Annotated in this window: 15 protein-coding genes and 3 pseudogenes; 5 read left to right on the top strand and 13 right to left on the bottom strand. The window is 69.4% G+C overall.

Going from position 1 to position 20110, the window contains the following annotated elements; all coding sequences use genetic code 11:
• Positions 1 to 24: 24 nt before the first annotated feature.
• Positions 25 to 771, top strand: coding sequence for a glutamine amidotransferase (locus tag CGL27_RS48935; RefSeq protein WP_119994114.1), 747 nt, complete (start codon positions 25 to 27; stop codon positions 769 to 771).
• Between the two features lie 16 nt (positions 772 to 787).
• On the opposite strand, the pseudogene CGL27_RS48930 reads toward CGL27_RS48935, so the two are convergent.
• Positions 788 to 1896 (bottom strand): annotated as a pseudogene (locus CGL27_RS48930) (RNA-guided endonuclease TnpB family protein); the annotation flags it as partial.
• 170 nt (positions 1897 to 2066) lie between these two features.
• Here CGL27_RS48930 and CGL27_RS48925 point away from each other — a divergent pair.
• Complete coding sequence (locus tag CGL27_RS48925) at positions 2067 to 2693, top strand: TenA family protein (protein ID WP_119994113.1); 627 nt, start codon at positions 2067 to 2069, stop codon at positions 2691 to 2693.
• A 470-nt stretch (positions 2694 to 3163) separates the two neighbouring features.
• Here the strand turns inward: CGL27_RS48925 and CGL27_RS48915 are convergent, their stop codons facing one another.
• On the bottom strand, positions 3164 to 3640 hold the full coding sequence (locus CGL27_RS48915) for a MarR family transcriptional regulator (protein ID WP_119994111.1): 477 nt from the start codon (positions 3638 to 3640) through the stop codon (positions 3164 to 3166).
• A gap of 69 nt (positions 3641 to 3709) precedes the next feature.
• Here CGL27_RS48915 and CGL27_RS48910 point away from each other — a divergent pair, with 69 nt between their 5' ends.
• A complete protein-coding gene (locus tag CGL27_RS48910; protein WP_119994110.1) occupies positions 3710 to 4633 on the top strand; it encodes an alpha/beta hydrolase in 924 nt (307 codons plus the stop codon).
• 321 nt (positions 4634 to 4954) lie between these two features.
• On the opposite strand, the pseudogene CGL27_RS48905 reads toward CGL27_RS48910, so the two are convergent.
• From CGL27_RS48905 to CGL27_RS50590, 4 genes and pseudogenes are all read right to left on the bottom strand, one after another.
• Positions 4955 to 5281 (bottom strand): annotated as a pseudogene (locus tag CGL27_RS48905) (YciI family protein); the annotation flags it as partial.
• Between the two features lie 517 nt (positions 5282 to 5798).
• Entirely contained in the window at positions 5799 to 6851 is a 1053-nt protein-coding gene (locus CGL27_RS48900) for an acyl-CoA desaturase (RefSeq protein WP_119994109.1), read from the bottom strand.
• 294 nt (positions 6852 to 7145) lie between these two features.
• Positions 7146 to 8348 (bottom strand): Ig-like domain-containing protein, encoded by a 1203-nt coding sequence (locus tag CGL27_RS48895; RefSeq protein ID WP_240450913.1) that lies wholly within the window; start codon positions 8346 to 8348, stop codon positions 7146 to 7148.
• A gap of 623 nt (positions 8349 to 8971) precedes the next feature.
• Entirely contained in the window at positions 8972 to 9169 is a 198-nt protein-coding gene (locus CGL27_RS50590) for a hypothetical protein (protein ID WP_162952808.1), read from the bottom strand.
• On the opposite strand from CGL27_RS50590, the pseudogene CGL27_RS48890 reads away from it, so the two are divergent.
• A pseudogene (locus CGL27_RS48890) lies at positions 9147 to 9304 on the top strand (transposase); the annotation flags it as partial. The gene CGL27_RS50590 and the pseudogene CGL27_RS48890 sit on opposite strands and share 23 nt — an antisense overlap.
• A gap of 366 nt (positions 9305 to 9670) precedes the next feature.
• Here the strand turns inward: CGL27_RS48890 and CGL27_RS48885 are convergent.
• The gene (locus CGL27_RS48885; protein ID WP_119994108.1) at positions 9671 to 10450 is read right to left on the bottom strand and encodes an FCD domain-containing protein; all 780 of its coding nucleotides are present in this window, start codon (positions 10448 to 10450) and stop codon (positions 9671 to 9673) included.
• A gap of 617 nt (positions 10451 to 11067) precedes the next feature.
• Here CGL27_RS48885 and CGL27_RS48880 point away from each other — a divergent pair.
• On the top strand, positions 11068 to 12237 hold the full coding sequence (locus CGL27_RS48880; RefSeq protein ID WP_119994107.1) for a Gfo/Idh/MocA family oxidoreductase: 1170 nt from the start codon (positions 11068 to 11070) through the stop codon (positions 12235 to 12237).
• A gap of 103 nt (positions 12238 to 12340) precedes the next feature.
• On the opposite strand, the gene CGL27_RS48875 is transcribed toward CGL27_RS48880, so the two are convergent.
• The 6 genes from CGL27_RS48875 to CGL27_RS48850 form a co-directional block, all read right to left on the bottom strand.
• Entirely contained in the window at positions 12341 to 14110 is a 1770-nt protein-coding gene (locus tag CGL27_RS48875) for a beta-galactosidase family protein (protein ID WP_119994106.1), read from the bottom strand.
• Positions 14111 to 14194: 84 nt separating this feature from the next.
• A complete protein-coding gene (locus tag CGL27_RS48870) occupies positions 14195 to 15856 on the bottom strand; it encodes an ABC transporter substrate-binding protein (RefSeq protein WP_119994105.1) in 1662 nt (553 codons plus the stop codon).
• Positions 15853 to 16905: an ABC transporter ATP-binding protein gene (locus CGL27_RS48865; protein ID WP_119994104.1), complete on the bottom strand. Its 1053-nt coding sequence runs from the start codon at positions 16903 to 16905 to the stop codon at positions 15853 to 15855. Before CGL27_RS48865 ends, CGL27_RS48870 begins: the two co-directional genes overlap by 4 nt.
• The gene (locus tag CGL27_RS48860) at positions 16902 to 17972 is read right to left on the bottom strand and encodes an ABC transporter ATP-binding protein (RefSeq protein ID WP_119994103.1); all 1071 of its coding nucleotides are present in this window, start codon (positions 17970 to 17972) and stop codon (positions 16902 to 16904) included. The genes CGL27_RS48865 and CGL27_RS48860 overlap by 4 nt, the downstream gene beginning before the upstream one ends.
• On the bottom strand, positions 17969 to 18889 hold the full coding sequence (locus CGL27_RS48855) for an ABC transporter permease (protein ID WP_119994102.1): 921 nt from the start codon (positions 18887 to 18889) through the stop codon (positions 17969 to 17971). The genes CGL27_RS48860 and CGL27_RS48855 overlap by 4 nt, the downstream gene beginning before the upstream one ends.
• Positions 18886 to 19965 (bottom strand): ABC transporter permease, encoded by a 1080-nt coding sequence (locus CGL27_RS48850; protein ID WP_119994101.1) that lies wholly within the window; start codon positions 19963 to 19965, stop codon positions 18886 to 18888. Before CGL27_RS48850 ends, CGL27_RS48855 begins: the two co-directional genes overlap by 4 nt.
• Between the last annotated feature and the right edge of the window lie 145 nt (positions 19966 to 20110).

The following is a 20110-nucleotide window of genomic DNA, read 5'->3' as shown; positions in this document are numbered from 1 at the left end:
ATCCCCGTCACGAAGGAGCAACCTGTGACCCGCGTCCTGATAGCCGGTGAGAGCTGGATCTCCCAGTCCACACACATCAAGGGGGTCGACTCGTTCACCACCAGTGCCTATGTGACCGGCGTCGAGCCGTTGCGCCGGGCGCTGGAGGGCCGCGGGCACGAGGTCACGCACCTGCCCGCGCATCTGGTACCCGGGCAGTTCCCGGGCGACGCCGAGGCGCTCGCCGGCTACGACGTCGTCATTCTCTCCGACATCGGGGCGAACTCCCTCCAGCTCTCCCCCGAGGTGTTCGAGGGGGGCACGCCGGGGGCCGACCGGATCGACGCACTGCGCGGATGGGTCGGCGACGGCGGCGGGCTGCTGATGGTCGGTGGCTATCTCTCCTTCACCGGTTTCGAGGGCAAGGCCGCCTACCGCAACACCGCGCTGCACGAGGTGCTGCCGGTCGAGCTGCTGCCCGAGGACGACCGCGTCGAACTCCCCGCGGGCGGCCGTGCGTCGGCCGTCGGTACCGGCCATCCCGCCCTCGGCGGGGTGACCGGCGAATGGCCGCCGCTGCTCGGCTACAACCGCGTCCGGCCGCGTCCAGGCGCCGAGGTCCTGGCCACCCTGGGCGGCGACCCCCTGGTGGCGGTGGCCGAGTACGGTGCGGGACGGTCGGCGGTCTTCACCTCCGACTGCTCCCCGCACTGGGCACCCGCGGCGTTCTGCGAGCAGTGGGACGGCTACGCCCGGGTCTTCGGCGGCCTCGTCGAATGGCTCTCCCGTTGACTTCCTCCCCCGCCTGAAGGCGGGGGATTCCAGCGGTCGCCCGCTGGGTTTCTGCTTCACCGACGACCGCCCCGTCCGGGAGGATTCCCGTTGAGGTCTTACACCGTCTCCACAGGCAGACGCCGCCAGCCCGGCGGCCAGGATGTCGCATGCCGCATTCACGTCGCGGTCATGCACGGTGCCGCAGCCACACGTCCACTCGCGGACGTTCAGCGGCAGCTTCTCTCGGACCGTGCCGCAGGCCCCGCACAGCTTCGAGCTGGGGAACCAGCGGTCGACCATCACCAGTTCGCGCCCGTACCAGGCGCACTTGTACTCCAGCATCATGCGCAGGTCCGTCCAGGCCGCATCCGAAATGGCACGCACGAGCTTGCCGTTCTTCAGCAAATTGCGGACGGGCAGGTCCTCGATCACGACCGTTTGATTCTCACGGACGAGACGAGCCGACAGCTTGTGCAGGAAGTCGCGGCGCCGGTCGGCGATCCGCGCGTGCACGCGGGCGAGCTTCCGGCGCACCTTCTCCCGGTTCGCGGACCCCTTGCCCTTGCGGGACAGCTCCCGCCGCGCCTTCGCCAGGCGGGCCCGGTCGCGCCGTTCGTGCCGGGGGTTGGCGATCCTCTCCCCGCTGGAAAGGGTCACCAGGGAGGTGATCCCGGCGTCCGGGCCCACCGCCGCACTCGTGGCGGGGGCAGGGGCGCCGGTGTCCTCGAAAAGCATCGCGACGAACCAGCGGCCCGTGCTGTCGCGGGACACAGCCACCGTCGTCGGCTCCGCACCCTCCGGGAGGGGACGGGCCCAGCGGACGTCAAGCGGCTCGGCCACCTTCGCCGGCGTCAGGCGCCCGTCGCCCCACTTGAAGGCGCTGCGGGTGTATTCGGCCGACGCGCGGGACTTCTTCCGCGACTTGTACCGCGGGTACTTCGCACGCCTGGCGAACTTCTTCCACTCCGTCAGCGCGGCGGAGGACTGCACAGAGGAGATACGGCGCTGCTCGCCGTACCAAGCCCGCGTGCGCTCCTCCAGCGCCGTGTTGCACACGAGGGGGACACAGCCGAACGCGCGCGACAGCTCAGCCGCCTGCTCGTCCGTGCGGTAAAAGCGGTACTTGAACGCCCACTTGGCTTGCGGCGTCGCATCTCACGTCCTGTCAGTTCCCTTGTGAGTGGCCGGTGTCGGCCGGATCTCGGTGGAGCACGAATCACCCTGACAGCGATTCGCCTTTCCCAGCCCTGCTCCGCAGAGGCTTCGTTTCCTCCCCCGGCTGAAGCCAGGGGTACCCACGAAGGAGAACCCCGATGAGCCGGTCCGAGCGGCTCCTGAAGGCCGCCGCCCAGGTCATGGAACGGGCGTTGCGCATGCGCTTCGTCACCGAGGTCACCGCCGGCACGATCAGTGACGCCGACTACGCCGACTACCTGGAGATCGAGGCCGCGTTCGTGGAGACGGCCACCCGGCTGCACGGACTGGCCGTATGGAGCGCCCCCGACCGGACGGCGCTGGAGCGCAACGCCCGTGCGGTCCACGCGCTGACCACCACCCAGGCGGACTACTTCCGCGAAGCCCGCGCCGCCTGGCCCGTCCCCGCCCGGCCGGGCGCCGCCCGGCGGGCCGAGGTGCTGTCGCGGTATGCCCTCGACGTGGCGCGGGAAGGCGGCTACCCGGCGGTGATGACCATGCTGTTCGCCGCGGAAAGCCTCTACCTCACCTGGTGCGCCCGGGCGCACGAGCGCGGAGCCGTCCCCGACGGCGCGATGAGCGCCTGGGTGGTGCTCCACGCCGACCAGGCGTTCCGGGACGGGGTACGGGCCCTCGCGGCGGAGGTCGATGCCCTGCCGGACGACATCCCCCAGGAGCGGCTGACCCGCTGGTTCACCGGCATGCTGGAGGCGGAAATCATGTTCCACGACGCGGTGTTCGGGTGACCGGGGCCCGGTTGGGGACGACCCTGCGAACGGGCCGCTGAGCCGGGCGAGGCGTACCCGTCGTTCGGTGCGCAGGCAGAACTCCATCGCGGCCGCGCTCGCCCTCGAGCGCGGCCGCGATGCCTTCCGCGGTCCGCGGCACCCGGTCCGGCTCCGCGTGCGAGTGAATCGGCTGTGCACCCATACTGCCCCACGGGCACGCTCGCGGCCGTCGCCGCTTGGCGACGGTTCCGGCTCGCCGCAGCGGGGGCCATCGTCCAGGGGCCGGCGGGTGCTCACTGCTCTCGCCTCCCTGGTGCCCCAGTGGGCCGCCTGACCCAGAGGCCAGGCACCGAACGCATAAGCGCGCGTCCCGGGCTACGGCACCCAGTTGCGGACCGCGAAGAGGCATCAGTCCGGGGCGGACCTTGATGGTGCGCCGAGGCTGACCATGCCTGGCCGTTGCCGTTTCGACCGGTTGCGAAAACGCGTCAGCCCGTGGGCGTGCCGATCTGGTCGCGTTCCAGGACGGAACGCAGCTCCGAGAGGGCCTGCGCGGCGGCCGTTACGGGGGACGCCTTGAGCGCATCTGCGATCAGCTCGGCCAATCGCTCGGTAAAGGTCCCTTCTGCCGCGTCGACCAACTGCAGGCCGTCGTCAGTCAGGGCCAGCAGGGACGACCGGCGATCCGACGGATTCGGCTGGCGGGCAACCCATCCATGTCTCTGCAGGCGGTCGACGCCCTTGCTGGTGGCCCCGATGCCGACGGCGAACTCGGCGGCCAGGTCCGCCACCCGGGATTCGGGGTGGTCGCGGAGGTAGCGCAGGAACTCGAACTGCGACGTGACGATCCCGTGCCGCTCACGAAGACGGTCGTTGAGGGCGTTGTACAGACGCGTCTCGCATCGGACGAGGTCGGCGAAGAAGCCCGGGAGGTCGACGGTCTCACCGCCTGCTTTAGATGCCACGGCATATAGTCTACATTAAATGCCACGGCATATAATGCACTGGAAGTTACTTGCGACAGGAGCAAACAGGTGAGCAAGGAACAGCGCGCGCAGGTCAACGCGATGCTTCGGCAGCCCCGCCCCGAGGGCCCCCGGTCGGTCGAGGCGATCCGAACCGGATTCAAGGCGATGATGGCCCAGATGATCGTCCCGGACGGGCTCCGCACCACGGAGACGACGCTCGGCGACCGACCCGCGCTGCACATCGAGCCGGGCAACAGCCCGCGCACCGGTACGATCCTGTACTTCCACGGCGGCGGCTACGTGTTCGGCTCCCCCGAGACCGCGCTGTCGCTGACGGGGAACCTCGTGTCCAAGACCGGGTTCAGGGCTTTCTCGCTGGACTACCGGCTCGCCCCCGAGTATCCGTTCCCGGCCGCGATCGAAGACACACTGAGCGCCTACCGTGCCCTCCTCGGCAGCGGCGAGGACCCTTCGACCATCGCGTTCGCCGGGGACTCCGCCGGCGGCGGCCTCACCGTCACCACCTGCCTCGCCGCCCGCGACGCCGGTCTCCCGATGCCCGCCGCGATCGTGGCGTTCTCCCCCGGCCTGGACGCCACCCGGACGGGCGAGAGCATGGACACCAAGGCCCGCATCGACCCTTTCTTCACTCGCGAAAGCCTGGGACACACCGGAGCCATGTACCTCGCGGGAGCGGACCCGCACCACAACATGCTCAGCCCGGCCATCCTCGCCGACCTGACCGGTTTCCCGCCGATGCTCCTCCAGGCGGGCACCAACGAAATGCTCCTGGACGACTCCACCCGCATGGCCGCCCGCGCCCGCGCAGCCGGAGTGGACGTGATCCTCGACATCACCGCCGACGTACCCCACGTGTTCCAGTCTTTCGCCGGCGTTCTCGACGAGGCCGACCAGGCACTGGACCGCGCAGCCCTGTTCCTCACGCAGCGGATTCGCCTTCCCGACACAGCGGTCGCATCAGCCGGGTAAGGCTCGGAGCCGTCCATGGTCGACCTCTTCGCCCAAGCGCTGCCCGACCGCGTCGTCCACGTAGTGGGCGACGCCTTGTCCCGGGGCCGGCCTGGCGTGACCTGCCCGCCCGGGTCACCTTCACCACCCGCCCGGCCGCCCACGCGATCCTGTACGGACCCCAGCCGCCACGCACCGGCAAACGCGGACACCCCGCCTGGAAGGGTGAACGCCTGGGCACCGCTGCCGAGATGGCCGTCGGCGCGACCTGGATCCGTGCTCGCGTGACGCGCTACGGCGTGACCGAGGACGTGGACCTCACACTGATCGCCTGCCCGCCCGCCCCGGGGCGGCCGACAGCCCCCCGGCCAGTTCGACGGCGCGCTCGTAGCTGTCGACGTCGATGATCACCCAGCCCGCGATGAGGTCCTTGGTCTCGGCGAACGGGCCGTCGGTGACCGGCGGGCGCCCCTCACCGTCGTACCGCACCCATGTCCCCTCGGGGGCGAGCGCCTGGCCGCCGACGAACTCGCCGGTCCCCTCCAGCCGCGCCGCGAAGTCGTTCATGTACTGCACATGCGCCGAGACCTCCTCCGGCTCCCACTGGTCCATGGGCACGTCGTTGACCAGGATGATCCGCAGCAACCGTCGGCCCTCCTCATCATCGATCTCGCGGACGCGTACTCGTTCTGCCACAAGGGGATCTTGGGAGGTGGAGTGCTGAAGACCTGGCCCGGGATACCGCCCGTCGGCAGGGCCGTGGTCCGAGACCCGCGCAGGTGGCGGAGAAGGTCTCGGAAGCGGCCCGGCGTCCTCGTTCAACTCGCCCACCACGTCGAGGTGAACGAGGACAGCACCGTGGAAGTCGCCCCGTTCACCCCACGCTGACCGCCACGCGGCGCTACCGAGCCTCCGGGGAGAAATCTCCAGGGCCCACGCAGAGAGACTTCCGGACGGGAGTGAGGTGAAGCATGGTGATTCTGTGGAACACCAAGCCGACCGCGCCCCAACCCGACCGGTTCGGGCGCCGGGTGCCGGGTGCCTGGGTGCCTGCGAACGGCGCGCCGCCGGCATACGGGGCGCAGGATCGACCCCGTACCGGAAGACGCGCACCGGGGCGAATCAGCCACCACATGGCGAGGCCGGCGGACGTTGGCCCGGACCGGCCCCGTGGCCGAAGGCGCTCTCATTCGGGCCGGGCGGCACCGCCGACCGTGTGCATGTGCCGCAGCCCCTGCCGGTACGAGTCGAGCAGCCCGGTCTCGGCGTACGGGAGCTTGAGGTCGCGGCAGTGTTCCCGGACCAGCGGCTGTACGAGCCTGAGGTGGGGCCTGGGCATGTTCGGGAAGAGGTGATGCTCGATCTGGTAGTTCAGCCCGCCCAGGAGCCAGTCCGTGACCGGCCCGCCCCGGACGTTCCGCGAGGTCAGGACCTGGCGGCGCAGATGGCCCCAGCGCTCGCCCGCCGGGCCGGGCATCTCCATGCCCTTGTGGTTGGGCGCGAAGGCCATTCCCAGGTGGAGCCCGAAGAGCGCATGATGCACCAGGGCGAACGCGACGGCCTTGCCCACCGGCAGGCAGGTCAGCAGCAGGGCACCGTAACCGGCCGCGTGCAGCGCCAGCAGCGCGCCCTCCACGGCCCGCTCGCGCACCGGCTGCCGCCGCAGGTCCTGGACACTGCTCACCTTCAGAGCGATGCCTTCCAGCAGCAGCATCGGGAAGAACAGCCAGGCCTGGTGGCGGGTGACCCAGCGGGCGAAACCACGGCGCACAGCGGCCTGCTCCGCGGTCCACACCAGTGCGCCGGCGCCGACGTCCGGGTCCTTCTCGATGTGGTTGGGGTTGGCGTGGTGCCGGTTGTGCTTGTCGTTCCACCACGCGTAGCTCATACCCAGGAGCAGATTGCCGTGGAGGAGTCCGATGGCGCGGTTCGCCCGGCGGCCGACAGCGATCTGGGCGTGCCCGGCGTCGTGGCCGACGTAAGCGGTGCGGGCGGACAGGATGGCCAGCGGCGCGGCGAGCAGCAGCGTCCACCAGGTGTCCCCGGCGAGGACGAACCCTGTCACCACGGCGGCCAGGGCGAGGAGGTTCACGGTGATCATCCGTGCGTACCAGCCCTTGCGACGCCCCAGCAGCCCCTGTCTCCTGACCTTCCGCAGCAGGGGAGTGAACTCACTCCCCTGCTGCGCGGTGGCGCCGACGGGTGCCGTGGACACAGACGGCACGGTGGTCTGAGACATGGAGGACTCCGGTCCTGAATCGGTCAGTAACGCTCTGACCTGCCTAAACGTACGGACCGGAGACCGGGCGGCGCTATGGCGTCAGCACCCCGGCCACACGGGGGCCAGCCCCAGCACCTGGAAGGGGGGCCAGCAACACCCCCACCCCGCCCTCCAGGCGACCACCACACCGAAAACCCAGGACACGCCGCGCAGGAACCGCTCCTGCCCAGTCATCGGTACTCGCCGATCTGCCGCGGGTCGTGCGGTGGCCCGGCTGTAGCGTCGGCTCCGAGCGGAGCAGGGTGTGTGGGGTCACGGATTGATGATGTGGGGGTCGGTGTCGAACGGCGACGCGTTGAAGTTGGCATCTCCTTCGTACTGGCTGGAGACGGTGTAGGCACCGGCCGGAAAGGCGTTGTCGGTGAAGAGGGTGAAGCCGTTGCTGTCCAGGGCCACGCTTGTAAAGAAGACGGTTTGGTCCATGACGTCGATGGCGGTGGCGACGTTGCCGGTGGGGACGCCCGTTCCGGGGGGCACGGCTTCCACGAAGGCGATGTAGCTGACCGTCTCCCCCACCGTGGAGGGGTTGGGGATGGAGGTGATGGTGACCTTCGTGTCCGCCCTGTTCACCGTGTGCGTGTCGGTTCCTGTCGAGGTGAGGAAGGTGGCGGTGTCCGGGTTGTAGACGGCGGTCACGGTGTACGCGGTGGCATTGGCGTCGAGGGCGCTGGTGGTGAAGGTCGCCACACCGCCCGACAACGTCCCGGAACCGGTGACCGTACCACCGGGACCGGAGAGGGTGAAGGCGACCGTGCCGGTCGGGGTGCCTGTCGCGGGCGGGTTGGCCGTGACCGTGGCGGTGAACGTCACCGGCTGCCCGAACACCGACGGGTCCGGTGCGGAGACCACTGTCGTCGTCGTAGCCGCAGTGCCGGTGTTCACCGTCTGGGTGCCGGAGCCGGTGGACGGCAGGAAGTTCGGGTCGCCGTTGTAGATGGCGGTGATCGCGTGCAAGCCGCCCCCCAGACTGCTGAGGGACAGCGTCGCCACCCCGCCCACCACCGGCTGGACGAACGCGCCGCCCCCGGAACCGCTGATGACGAAGATGACCGTACCGCCGGGGGTGCCCGCGCCGGGCGCGACCGGGGTGATCGTCGCGGTGAACGTCACCGGCTGCCCGAGCGCCGACGGATTGGGCGAGGACATCACCGAGGTCGTGGTCGAGGCCGGGACGACGACGATGGCATTGGTACCGGTGGAGGTGAGGAAGTTGGTGTCACCGCTGTAAAGGGCGGCGACCACGTGGGTGCCGACGCTCAGACCCGTCGCGGTGACCGAGGTCGTCCCGCCCACCAACGTTCCCATCAGGGTGGGGCCGCCGGTGATGATGAAGGTGACCGTGCCGCTGGGGGTGCCGACGCCGAGCGGTATCACGGTGGCGGTGAGCGTGACCGACTGTCCGACCGCCGACGGGTTCGGGGTCACCGTCACCAGGGTGATAGTGGGGGAAGCCATAAGGGGCCCTCCGAATCGTATGGTTCGGTGGGCCGTTGCTCGCCATGCGACGCCTGATCAGGGCGCGGCGGCGCATCGGGGCCAGGGGATGTACACGTACGGAGATCGACGCCGAGTCGTGCCCGCTGGAGGGTTGCCCGCGTCACCGTCCCCCGGCGTAGGTGGAACCCACCGGTCTATAGCACCAGTAGGTGCGCGACTCGCGGTCAACGCCAGAGCAAGACGCCGAATTACCCCGTATGGCGCAGCGCTCGACGGACGTCCCCGCGCACACCACCCGTCCCGTGCGGCGCGCGTCCCGCACGGGCGGGGCACCGCGTACGCAGGGAGCACACGCTCCCGCCCCACCGATTCCCTGGGGCGGGACCGCAATGGCCGGTAAGAGCGGCAGGCGCCGGCCTCGAAGTTTCGTGACGGTCCATCGGTTCCTCCGGTGGACCGTTTTCGGCTTGTCGGGCGGGTTGCGGGCAGGCTGCTGGACCGGCTGTCGCGTCGGATGGGCGCCGGGTTCCACGTCTTCGGCTGCGTGTGCGGTACTCCACCCGGCAGTCGCCCCGGGCCGGGCGGGCCCGCGAAGCATCGGGCGATGGTGAGACACCGCTCGGCCACCTCGCCTCGGCAGGTCACAACGTGTCGAGGCGGGAATTGCGCTGGGTGACCACCAGGGCGGAATCGAGCGCGTCACCGGTGGCGGAGGCATGGGCGTCTTCCGGGCCGCGGGACCGGTATTCCATCAGGCAGGCCGTGGTCAGCGTCGCCGGGCCCATCGGCGGCCCGAACCAGGGAACCTTCAGGTCCCGGCGCGAGATCGTCGATGCCATTCGCTACGTGGTCGACACCGGCTGCGAGTGGAGGGTCTGCCTGTGGACTTTCCGCCCTGGCGCACGGTTTGGGGGTTCATGGCGCGCTGGGCGGCCACCGGGGTCATCGGGCAGATACGCGACCGGCTGGCTGACCGGATCCGCCGCGAGATGGGCAAAGGTCAACCCTCTCGCTCCACTCACTATGCGCGAAACCAGTGGGCCCGGCTCTGCATCGGAGAAGCGCCAGGAGGGTGACGCAAAGCAGTTGAGGTTTCAGCCCAGCTGTGCTGACCAAGAATCCCCGCCACCCCGGCGCCGCATTCCTGGCCGAACTCCTCACCCCGTACGCGACCAGGGACGCACGCTCGCCGCCTTTCATCCGGCAGTTGGGTTTGTCGGCCCGACACGCGTCACAACGACGGAGTCCGCAGAGAACCCAAGCCAAGTACGCACTCCCGCGCGCATCGGCGTCGTCCGGCGCTTCCAGGATGCTCGATCCTCCGGTTGAAGGTCCGGGGTTCAGGGGCGGGTCCCGTCGCCGGGTACGACGCGACGCCAGATCTCCTGCTGGAACTGCTGGGCGGTCATGTCGATGTGTTCGGCCATCAGCGCTTCGGCGCGACCGGCTTCTCCGGCGGCGATGGCTTCGGCAATGGCCTCGTGCTGTTCGGCGGCCACCTGCAGGGATCCGCCTGCGATGCCGGCCAGCCCTATGGTCGTGACCTGGCGCTGCAGGCGCCGCATCGCGTCGACGGTGGAGGCGAAGAACATGTTGGCGGCAGCGGCCGCGATACCGGTGTGGAAGGCCTCGTCGGCGAAAGTGAAGGCATCGATGTCGCCCTGCTCTGCCGCACGGACGGACTGCTGCGCGGCTTCGCGGACCGCCTTGACCTGCGTGGGGGTGGCTCGCTGCGAGGCCAGGTTCGCGGTGGTGGTCTCCAGATGGCGGCGGAACTCGAAGAGCTCGTCCACCTGTCGCAGGTCCGCGGGCAGAAAGTTGGCGAGCGACTGCTGCCAGGAGGACTGCTCGGGCTCGGCCACGTAAATGCCACGGCCCTTTTGTACGGACAGCCGTCCCAAGGCGGAGAGGATCTTCACCGCCTCCCGCACCACGGTCCGACTCATCTGCACCTCTTCGGCCAGGTCCTTCTCCGTGGGCAGCCGGTCACCGGGCTGAAGTCCCGCCCGGACGATGTACTCGAGGACGCGTTCGGCCGCGACCTCGTACCCGGGGCGGTATCCGCGCGCCGTACCCGCCGGTGCAGAGGCGGACGCGGCGCTCTTCTCTGAGTGGGTCAACGGCTCTCCCTCGCTTCCCTCTTGAGGCCGCCGGTCCGGCAGACCCTGGCCTCAACGCCGGTCGCATGTTTCTGATACATCATGTAGTCCTGACTCAGTGAATCATACCCAAACCCTTGACGCCAGGATCCGGCAACCCCAGACTCTCCTCCATCCCGGTCACGCCGCCCCACCTAAGCCGTTCCACCCGCGCCCGGTCGCGACAGGCCCCCTGAATGATCTCTCTCGAACCCCCGCAACCGCGAAGACTTCCAGAGAGGTCGGCGCATTCCGCCTTATGGTCCGACATGTATCAGATTTATCTCTTCTTTATCATAACGTAGATGGGATGTCTCCATGTACATTCGGCGTAGCCGTGGACACGTCCGCCGGCCTGGCTCACCTATGGGATCCGGGACAGGATCCAGCGACCACTCCCTCCCCGCTCCGAGGTCCCGGCCGGCCTCTACCGGTGCGCTTCACCCGCCTCTCGGTGCTGAGAGCCGGGTTCCCGACGGCCTCCGCACCGATGAGCGTGGCGTTCGTACCGCTCTACTGCCGCGGCGACGCAGCATTCAGGGCACCGCCTTCACCAGCCGCAACCATAACTCGTCGAAATCCCTTGAAAGGACAGCGCGTTGAACGACATCAGGCTCGGCGTCATCGGCCTGGGCAATCGCAGCGATCTGGTCGAGCTGGCCCATCGGCCGGGCTCGGGCTCCGTGCTGGCTGCCGCCTGCGACCGCGATCCGCGGATGCTCGCGCTCGCCGAGAAACGCTTCGGCACCGGGGTGAGGACCACCCTGGACCACCACGAACTGCTCGATGCAGGGCTTGACGGCGTGTTCGTACTGACCCCCGACCACACGCACGAGCAGATCGGCCTGGACTTCCTCGCGGCCGGTGTACCGGTGTTCCTGGACAAGCCGATGGCGATCACCATCGAGGCCTGCGACCGGCTGCTCACGGCGGCCCGTGCATACCGAACCCCGCTGTACGTCGGCCACAACATGCGACACATGCCGGTCGTGGTCGCCATGCGCGACCTGATCGACAGCGGCGCCATCGGCGAGGTGAAGGCCATCTGGTGCCGCCACTTCGTGGGCAATGGCGGAGATTTCTACTTCAAGGACTGGCACGCGGACCGGCGCAACACCACCGGTCTGCTGTTGCAGAAGGGAGCCCACGACATCGATGTCATCCACTGGCTGGCCGACGGATACACCCGGCGCGTGAACGCCATGGGCGGGCTGACGGTCTACGGCGACATCAGCTCGCGCCGCGACCGCAGTGGGCAGCGGATGACCGACTGGCTGTCGATGGACAACTGGCCGCCCCTCAGCCTGACCGGCCTCCACCCGGTGGTGGACGTGGAGGACCTGAGCATGATGCAGATGCACCTGGACAACGGCGTCTTCGCCAGCTATCAGCAGTGCCACTACACGCCGGACTACTGGCGCAACTACACGGTGATCGGCACCGAGGGACGGATGGAGAACTTCGGCGACTCCGAGGGAGCGGAGGTCCGGGTGTGGAACCGCCGCTCCGAATACCGCGCCGAGGGCGATCTGGTGGTCCCCGTCCACACTCCGACCGGCACCCACGGTGGAGCCGATCCGCTCTTGGCCGCGGAGTTCCTGCGGTTCGTGCGGGAAGGCGGTGCCACCGTCACCTCGCCGGTGGCGGCCCGCGAAGCGGTGGCCGCCGGCTACGCGGCCACCCTATCGCTGCGGGACGGGGGAAGGGCCGTCGACATCACTCCCGTGGATCCGGACGTGGCCGCGTACTTCGCGCACGGTCAGAAGTGAGCACGTCGGCAGGGTGTTGGTGACCCTGGTGCCGAGCGCGCCAGGGCAAGGTGGCTCCGGTCCGGAAGGGGGCCGGGCCGGAGCCACCTGGTCGGGCGGCGGCTCAGCCTGTGGGGCCCAGATCCGCCATGTCGTGGATCTCGATCCGCTCGCCCGGCCGGTGCAGTTCGAGGATCACGAGTTCGTTGCGACCGGCCCGCCACACCGGCGCAGGGGCGTAAAGGGTGCGTTGCGGGCCGCGGTCCCAGTAGCGGCCGAGGGCGAAGCCGTTGAGCCAGACCTGGCCCTTGGTCCAGCCCGGCAGGGCGAGGAAACCGTCGGCCGGGGCCGGGATCTCCACCTCCGCCCGGTGGAACGCCGGGCCTTCGGCGACTTGGGCCGCCCCGAATCGCAGGGCGCTCAGATCGGTCAGCGGGAGGGGGCGGATCTCCCAGCCGAACTGGTACTGGGTGTCGATCCGGATCCCGCCGCTGACGCCCTTGCGATCCTCCAGCCAGGGGCCGTAGTTGACCCGCCCCATGTTCTCCACCAGCAGGTCGAGCTCGGCGCCGGTCTCGGGGACGCTGATCGGCAGCGCGTCCAACGGTCCGTCACGCTCCAGGATGCCGAGCAACTCACCGTCCAGGAACATCTGAGCGCGGTCGGCTAGGCCGTGCACGCGCAGGGTCGAGTCGGGGAACGGGCCGCGCAGCCGTGTACGGTAGTGGATCAGTCCGAGTGACTGGCCCAGTGCCTCCATCGGCTCGGGCGAGAGCCGGTGCCGCGGGGTGGACAGCGCGTCCAGGCAGTTCAGCAGCTGCACCGCACTGTTCGGGCGCACCGTCTGCGGGGCGAGCCGGTCGGGCCGCGCGGGCGGCTCGTGCCCGACCGGGCCGCGGTACCGCTCGATCACGTTTCGGAAGGCGTGGAACTTCTCGGTCAGCTCCCCTGCCTCGCCGACCGGCGCGTCGTAGTCGTAGCTCGTGCAGGTGGGCCGGTAGCCGGACTCATCGCGGTTGGCACCGTTCCACCAGCCGAAGTTCGTGCCGCCATGGCCCATGTAGATGTTGACCGAAGCGCCCTGGGCCAGCATCCAGTCCAGTTCCGCGGCGGCCTCGTGCGGGTCGCGGACGTGGTGGTGCTCGCCCCAGTGGTCGAACCACCCATGCCAGTACTCGGAGCACACCCGAGGGCCGGTCGGCTGGTGGCGGCGCAGCGCGGCGAGCGCCTCCTTCGGCCGCGAGCCGAAGGTTGCGGTGGCCAAGGTGCCGGGCAGAACACCACCGCGCAGCACGCCGTCGGTGGCGCCGTCGGCGGTGAACAGGAGGCAGTCCACGCCGCGTCGTATCCAGCCCCGCCGCAGGTGGTCGAGGTAGGCGGTGTCGGTGCCGTAACTGCCGTACTCGTTCTCGACCTGGACGGCGACCACCGGTCCGCCCTGACTGGCAAGGAGCGGGCGCAGGACCGGGGTCAGTTCGTCGAACCAGGCGTCCACGGCGGCCAGATAGCGCTCGTCGGTGCGGCGCAGACGCAGCGCGGGATCGGCGAGGAGCCAGGCCGGCAGGCCCCCGAACTCCCACTCGGCGCAGATGTAGGGGCCGGGTCGCACGATCACGTCCAGGCCGAGGTGTGCGGCGGTACGGATGAAGCGGGTGACGTCGGCCTGACCGGAGAAGTCGGTTCGGCCGGGGGTCGGCTGGTGCAGGTTCCAGGCGATGTAGGTCTCGATGGTGTTGACGCCCATGGCGCGCAGGCGGAGCAGCCGGTCCTCCCACAGTTCGGGGTGGACCCGGAAGTAGTGGATGGCGGCGGAGATGATCTGGTGGGGGCGGCCGGCGCGCAGGAAGCCGTGGTCGGTCACGGTCAGTTCGGCGGCGGGGCGCGGATTGGTCACAACTGTTCCCGGTGGTCAGGTGGTGACAGGGGTCGTGGCGGCGGGGCGGACGACGGCCTCTCCCCCGTCGGCCCCGCCGGGCTTTCAGGAGGCCGAGCGCAGACGCTGCAAGGTCAGCGTGGTGTCCGGACCGGCGGAGGTGTACGGCGTGTACGTGGCGGTCTCAGGGGTCGGCCAGCCGGTGAAGTGGCTGGAGTTGATGTCGACGAACGAGGCCGAGCCACCGATCGGGATGAACGGCGCCTGCCGGGCGAGAATCCTCAGCGCCGGGCCGGCCAGCTTCTTGAGCCGGGCGGTGTCGGCGGGGTCGACGGTGGCCATCTTCACGATCTGCGCACTGTAGTCGGGGTCGTTGAAGCGGCCGAAGTTACTGGCGGCCGACTTGCCGAGCGGGGTGTAGTAGTCGCTGCTGAAGGCGTTCAGAGCGCCGAAGATGCTGCCGTCGGCGGAGGGCGGGGTGAACGCGGTTTCCATCGAGAAGTCACCGACCGGCTCCTTCTGCGTGAAGGTGGCCTCCGGCATGTTGTTGACGGTGACGTCCAGGCTCAGGACCGACTTCCACTGGTCCTTCAGGGCGGTGCCCATGTCCACCCAGTTCGCGTAGGGCTGGTAGACGTTCAGCGTCAGCGGATAGCTCTTGCCGTCCTTGCTGAGCTTGCCGCCCCGCACGCTCCAGCCCCCGGCGGCCAGTTCGGCGCGGGCACCCGCCGCGTCCTGCTCGAGGGTCTTGCCGGCGAGGTCGGCGGGCAGCCAGGCGGCACCGACCTGGTTGTTCAGGCCGGACGGGTTGACCGCGGGTTGCCCCGTCCCCATCACCTTGAGCACCTTGGTCACATCGACCGCCTTGGTCAGGGCCTGGCGGACGTGCACATCGGTCGTCGGGCCCTTCTTCATGTTGAACAGCACGCCCTCGGACCCCAGCAGGGGGTAGACCTGGTACTTGTGGTGCTCGGGGTCCAGAGCGACGTAGTTCTTCTCCGCGCCCTGCCAGGACATGGTGCTCCAGTCGAGTTTGTCCTTCAGCAGCAGGCTGCGAGTGCTGGACTCCTGCGCCGCGACGATGGCGACCTTCTTGACGGCCGGGAACGAGCCGTTCCAATAGTCCTTGCGGATCTTGAGGGTGATCTGCTGCGGGCTGAAGGAGTCCAGGGTGACCGGGCCGCTGCCGACCGGCTTGAGGTTCTGGTCCGTCTTCAGGTTCCGGGCGGCCCAGATGTGCTGGGGGTAGATGTTGCGGTTCTTGAAGGAGCCGAGGTCGCTGTAGCCGACCTTCGGGTACTGCACCACCACGGTGTTCGCGTCGGGTGCGTCGACCGAGGTGTAGGGCGCGCCGGCGAGGTTCAACTCGGGGTGTTCGAGGGGCACTTCCAAGCTGAACTTCACGTCCTTGGCGGTGAGCGGTTTCCCGTCCGACCACTTCACTCCGGGGTGCAGTCGGAAGGTGAGGGTCTTCCCGCCGTCGCTGAACTTCCATGAGTCCGCCAGCCACGGCTGTGGCGAGGGATTCTGGGCGTTGACCCGCATCAGCGGCTCGTAGAAGAAGGACACTCCGGCGTTGAGCTGGGCGGCAAACGGGTTCCATCCGGCCTGGAAGGCCTGCGTCGGGTGGGTGGTGAGACGCACGGTGCTCGTGGCCTTGGCTCCGGACCCGTCCGACTTGGCGGTGCTGCACCCGGTCAGCAGACCGGCGGTGGCCAGCACCGCGGTGGCCAGGACCGCGGCGGCCACAGCCATCAAGCGCTTCATGGAAGCTCCTTTGAGGTTGTCCTGTCGAGCTCGGCCGAGCGGCCGTGCTGGTGCAGCCAGCAGTGCGCCCACTGGCCGTCGGCGAAGGTGGTGCGGTCGGGGAAGGCGCGCCGGCAATCGTCCATGGCGAACGGGCAGCGGGGGTGGAACCGGCATCCGTCGGGCGGCGCGGTCAGGTTGGGCGGCTCCCCCAGGTCCTCGGCGTCGTCCTGGTCACGCAGGCCGCGTCCGGTCCGGTCGGGGTCGGGCGAGGAGTCGATCAGCAGGCGGGTGTAGGGGTGCTTGGGAGACTGGATCACCGCTTCCTTGGGCCCGCCCTCGACCGTCTGCCCGGCGTACATCACCTGTACCTCGTCGCACAGGTAGCGCGCGCTGGCGATGTCGTGGGTGATGTAGAGCAGGGCCAGGCCCTCTTCGTCGCACAGCCGGGCCAGCAGGTTGAGCACGTCGAGGCGGATGGAGACGTCCAGCATGCTGATCGGCTCGTCGCCGAGGAGCACCGTCGGGCGCACCGCCAGTGCCCGGGCGATGGCCACGCGCTGCAGCTGGCCCCCGGACATCTCGCGCGGACGCTTGTCGATGAACTCCTCGGCCGGGGTGAGGTTGACCCGGTTCAGCAGCGACAGCACCTGCTCCGCCACCTCGGCGCGGGTGTGAGCGTGGCCGTGGACGCGCAGGACTCGCCCGAGGATATGCCGCACCCGGTGAAGGTTGTTCAACGAGGAGAACGGGTCCTGGAAAATCAGCTGCACCTGGCGGAAATAGCCGCGCCCGGCGGGCGGTGCGCGGTGCCCTGCCAGCCGGATCTCCCCGGAGCTGACGGGGTGGAACTGGGCCAGCATCCGGGCCAGCGTGGTCTTCCCGCTGCCGCTCTCGCCCACCAGGGCCACCACGCGCCCGCGGTGCAGCGCCACTGAGGCGTGCTCGACGGCACGCACGGTGGCCTTGCGGCCCAACTGATCGCGCACGGTGAAGTGTTTGCTGACGTCCACCGCCGCCAGCAGCGCGGGCTCGTCGGTGGCATCGGAGGTGGGGGCGGTCGTTGTCATGCTGCCTCCCCGTCGGGGTCGATGGAATCGTGCAGCAGACAGGCCACCTGCCGCTCGCCGTGCTGCGGCAGGACCTGGTGCAGACGTGGCAGGACCTGCTCGCACTCCGGCAGGCGCTGGGCACAGCGGGGGTGGAAGGCGCAGCCGGGCGGTGGGTCTCGCAGGTCGGGTGGGCTGCCCGGGATTCCGGCCAGCTTCGTCAGCGGGGCGTGCAGCGGCGGGAAGGCGTCGCGCAGACCTCGGGTGTACGGGTGGAGGGGGTCGGTGTAGAGCTGCTGGGGCGCGCCGATCTCCACGATCCGGCCGGCGTACATGATGGCGATCCGGTCGGCGATCTCCATCAGCAAGGACAGGTCGTGGGTCACGAAGACGACGGCGAATCCCAGTCGGCGCTGCAGGCGCAGAATCTGGGCCAGGATCTGACGCTGCATCACCACGTCGACCGCGGTGGTGGGTTCGTCCATGACGACGAGCTCGGGTTCGCATGCCAGGGCGAGCGCGATGAGGGCCCGTTGGCGCATTCCGCCGGAGAGTTCGTGCGGGTAGGAGTGCGCGCGTTCGGGCGCGATGCCCACCATGCGCAGCAGTCGGCCGGTCCGCTCGGCCACCTCGTCCCTGGTGATGCCGGGCTGATGCTCGACCATCACGTCGGCGAACTGCGCCTTGAGGCGCATCACCGGGTTGAAGGCGGCCATCGCGCTCTGCAGCACGATCGCGAGTTCGGTCCAGCGCAGTGGGCGCAGCCGGCGTTCGTCCAGGGTGACCAGGTCGAGCAGGTGTCCATCGCGGGTGTGGTACCGGATCTCCCCGCCGGTGGTCAGCGCGGGCAGTCGCTGCAGTCTGGTCAACGCGGTGATCAGGCTGCTCTTCCCGGAACCGGACTCCCCCGCCAGCCCGAGGATCTCGCCGCGTCGCAGGGTGAAGGACACCTCGTTGCAGGCGGCTACCGCCCCCCGCTCGGTGACGTACTCCACCGTCAGCCGCGACACGTCGAGAAGCGGCTCACCGCGCAGCGCGGAAGATGGCGTGCTCACCGACCGGGCGGTATCGAGGGGACGGGCGGTCATGAGGCAACCTCCACGGTGTTCGTACGGTCCCGGCGTGCGGCCATGTGTGCGGTGGCGCGCCGTACCGCGGCTCGACTGCTGTGCCGCAGTACGGGGTTGCCGATCTCGTCGAGGCCGAAGTTGACCAGTGCGGTGGCCGTCCCGAGCAGCGCGATGAACAGGCCCGGCGGCGCGAACCACCACCACATGCCCCGCACCACGCCCTCCTGCTGCTGGGCGAAGGCGATCATGGTGCCCCAGGTGACGCTGTCACCGCCGCCGATGCCCAGGAAGCGCAGCCCGGCCTCGGTGAACACCCCGGTCACCACGGCCCGCAGGAACAGCGAGGAGAGGATGCCGGTCAGGTGCGGCATGATCTCCACCAGCACCATCCGCCAGCGGCTCTCGCCGACCATGCGCAGGGCCTGGACGAAGTCACGCCCGCGCAGCGAGAGGGTCTGGGCACGCAGATAGCGGGCGCAGACGGGCCATTCGAAGAGCCCGATCAACAGGGCGATGGCGACCGGGCCCACGTTGGCCATGTATCCGGCCACGATCAGCATCAGCGGGAAGCTGGGCAGGGTGGCGATGATGTTGGTGACCGCGGTGAGCAGCTGGTCGGTGCGTCCGCCGATGAAGCCGCCGGTCACGCCGACGAGTGCGGCCACCCCGACGGCCAGGACGCCGGAGAGCAGGCCCACCGCGACGGATCCCCGGCAACCGGTGATCAGTTGGGCCAGCACGTCCTGGCCCGAGGTGGTGGTGCCGAGCAGATGCTCCCCACCGGGCGCCGCCCCCAGGGCGTCGTAGTCGATCCGGTGCGGGTCAGTGCCCAGGACCGAACTCACCAGCCACGGCCCGATGAGAGCGATCAGCAGGAAGGCACCGAAGACCGCGAGCCCGATGCGGACCTTGCCATTGGTCAGGAACTGCCTCATCGCTGCTCCCGGGTGCGCGGGTCGAGCAGCACGTAGGTCGAGTCGGCGATCAGGTTGGCGGCCAGCACACCCAGGGTGATCAGCAGGAAGATCGTCTGCATCAGCGGGAAGTCGTGGCTGCTGACGGCCTGGAACAGTACGTAGCCCAGGCCAGGGTAGGTAAAGACGATCTCGGCGACGATGACGCCGCCGAAGATGCTGCCGAGCGCCAGGGCGAGACCGCTGACGTTGGGCAGGAGCGCGTTGCGTGCGGCGTACCGCAGCATCACCCGATGCGGGCGCAGCCCCTTGGCGCGGGCCAGCAGCACGTAGTCCTCACCGACGGTGGTGACCATGACGTTGCGCATGGCGAACAGCCAGCCGTTGATCCCGATGAAGATCAGTGTGAAGGCCGGCAGCGCGCCGTAGCGCAACACGCTGAGCAGGAACCACAGGTTGTTCAGCTGGAACGGGACGTCCGGGTCGTAGCCGCCGGAGAGGGGGAACCAGCCGAGGGTGAAGCCGAATACGTAGACCACCAGGAGCGCCAGCCAGAACGGCGGCAGCGAGTAGAAGAAGGCAGTGACCGGGGTCAGCAGCGAGTCGGCCCGGCCGCCGGGCTTCCACCCCAGGAAGGCGCCCAGCAAGGTGCCAAGGAGCCATCCGATCACGGTGGTGGTGCCGGCCAGCAGGACGGTCCACGGCAGTGCCTCGAGCACGATGTCGGAGACCGGGGTCGGGTAGTGGCTCACCGAGAGACCGAAGTCGAAGTGCGCCAGGCTCTGCCAGTACTCCAGGTATTGCTGGAGGAGGTTCTGCTGGGGATCGCCGTAGAACATCCGCACCGCCTGCATCGCCGCCGCGTTCGGCACGGTGCCGGAGGCCTGCTGAAGGTTCTTCATGAGCGCGACCGCGGGGTCGCCCGGCATGAATCGCGGGATCAGGAAGTTCAGCGTGATGGCGGCCCAGGCGGTCACCAGGTAGAACCCCAGGCGGCGCAGCAGGAAGGTCCAGCCCGCGCGTGATCCGGTGCGTGGACCGCGGTACTTGCCGAGTTGCGTCGGCGCCTGCACGGGCGCCGCTCGTGTCGCAGCCATCCCCGCTCCTTTCGTCGGTGGTGCCGTGGTGGAACCGGTCGGTGTCTGTGGCCCGAGGTCCGGCGCGGCGAGGCGCCGGACCTGGGCGCACCGGATCAGCCGATGGCGGCGGAGCAGAGGTGCGGGGTCAGGGGCATCGCGACGG

This window comes from Streptomyces sp. 11-1-2 (assembly GCF_003595545.1).
Classification (GTDB): Bacteria; Actinomycetota; Actinomycetes; order Streptomycetales; family Streptomycetaceae; genus Streptomyces; species Streptomyces hygroscopicus_B.
The sequence above is the reverse complement of the archived record's forward strand: the minus strand, read 5'-3'. Positions and strand labels throughout refer to the sequence as shown.

What these genes read in the sequence shown, in the direction of transcription:
- CGL27_RS48925 (WP_119994113.1), top strand. Translation starts at nt 2,067, where the DNA reads ATGAGCCGGTCCGAGCGGCTCCTGAAGGCCGCCGCCCAGGTCATGGAA.
- CGL27_RS48900 (WP_119994109.1), bottom strand. Translation starts at nt 6,851, where the DNA reads ATGTCTCAGACCACCGTGCCGTCTGTGTCCACGGCACCCGTCGGCGCC.
- CGL27_RS48895 (WP_240450913.1), bottom strand. Translation starts at nt 8,348, where the DNA reads ATGGCTTCCCCCACTATCACCCTGGTGACGGTGACCCCGAACCCGTCG.
- CGL27_RS50590 (WP_162952808.1), bottom strand. Translation starts at nt 9,169, where the DNA reads ATGGCATCGACGATCTCGCGCCGGGACCTGAAGGTTCCCTGGTTCGGG.
- CGL27_RS48870 (WP_119994105.1), bottom strand. Translation starts at nt 15,856, where the DNA reads ATGAAGCGCTTGATGGCTGTGGCCGCCGCGGTCCTGGCCACCGCGGTG.
- CGL27_RS48865 (WP_119994104.1), bottom strand. Translation starts at nt 16,905, where the DNA reads ATGACAACGACCGCCCCCACCTCCGATGCCACCGACGAGCCCGCGCTG.
- CGL27_RS48860 (WP_119994103.1), bottom strand. Translation starts at nt 17,972, where the DNA reads ATGACCGCCCGTCCCCTCGATACCGCCCGGTCGGTGAGCACGCCATCT.
- CGL27_RS48855 (WP_119994102.1), bottom strand. Translation starts at nt 18,889, where the DNA reads ATGAGGCAGTTCCTGACCAATGGCAAGGTCCGCATCGGGCTCGCGGTC.
- CGL27_RS48850 (WP_119994101.1), bottom strand. Translation starts at nt 19,965, where the DNA reads ATGGCTGCGACACGAGCGGCGCCCGTGCAGGCGCCGACGCAACTCGGC.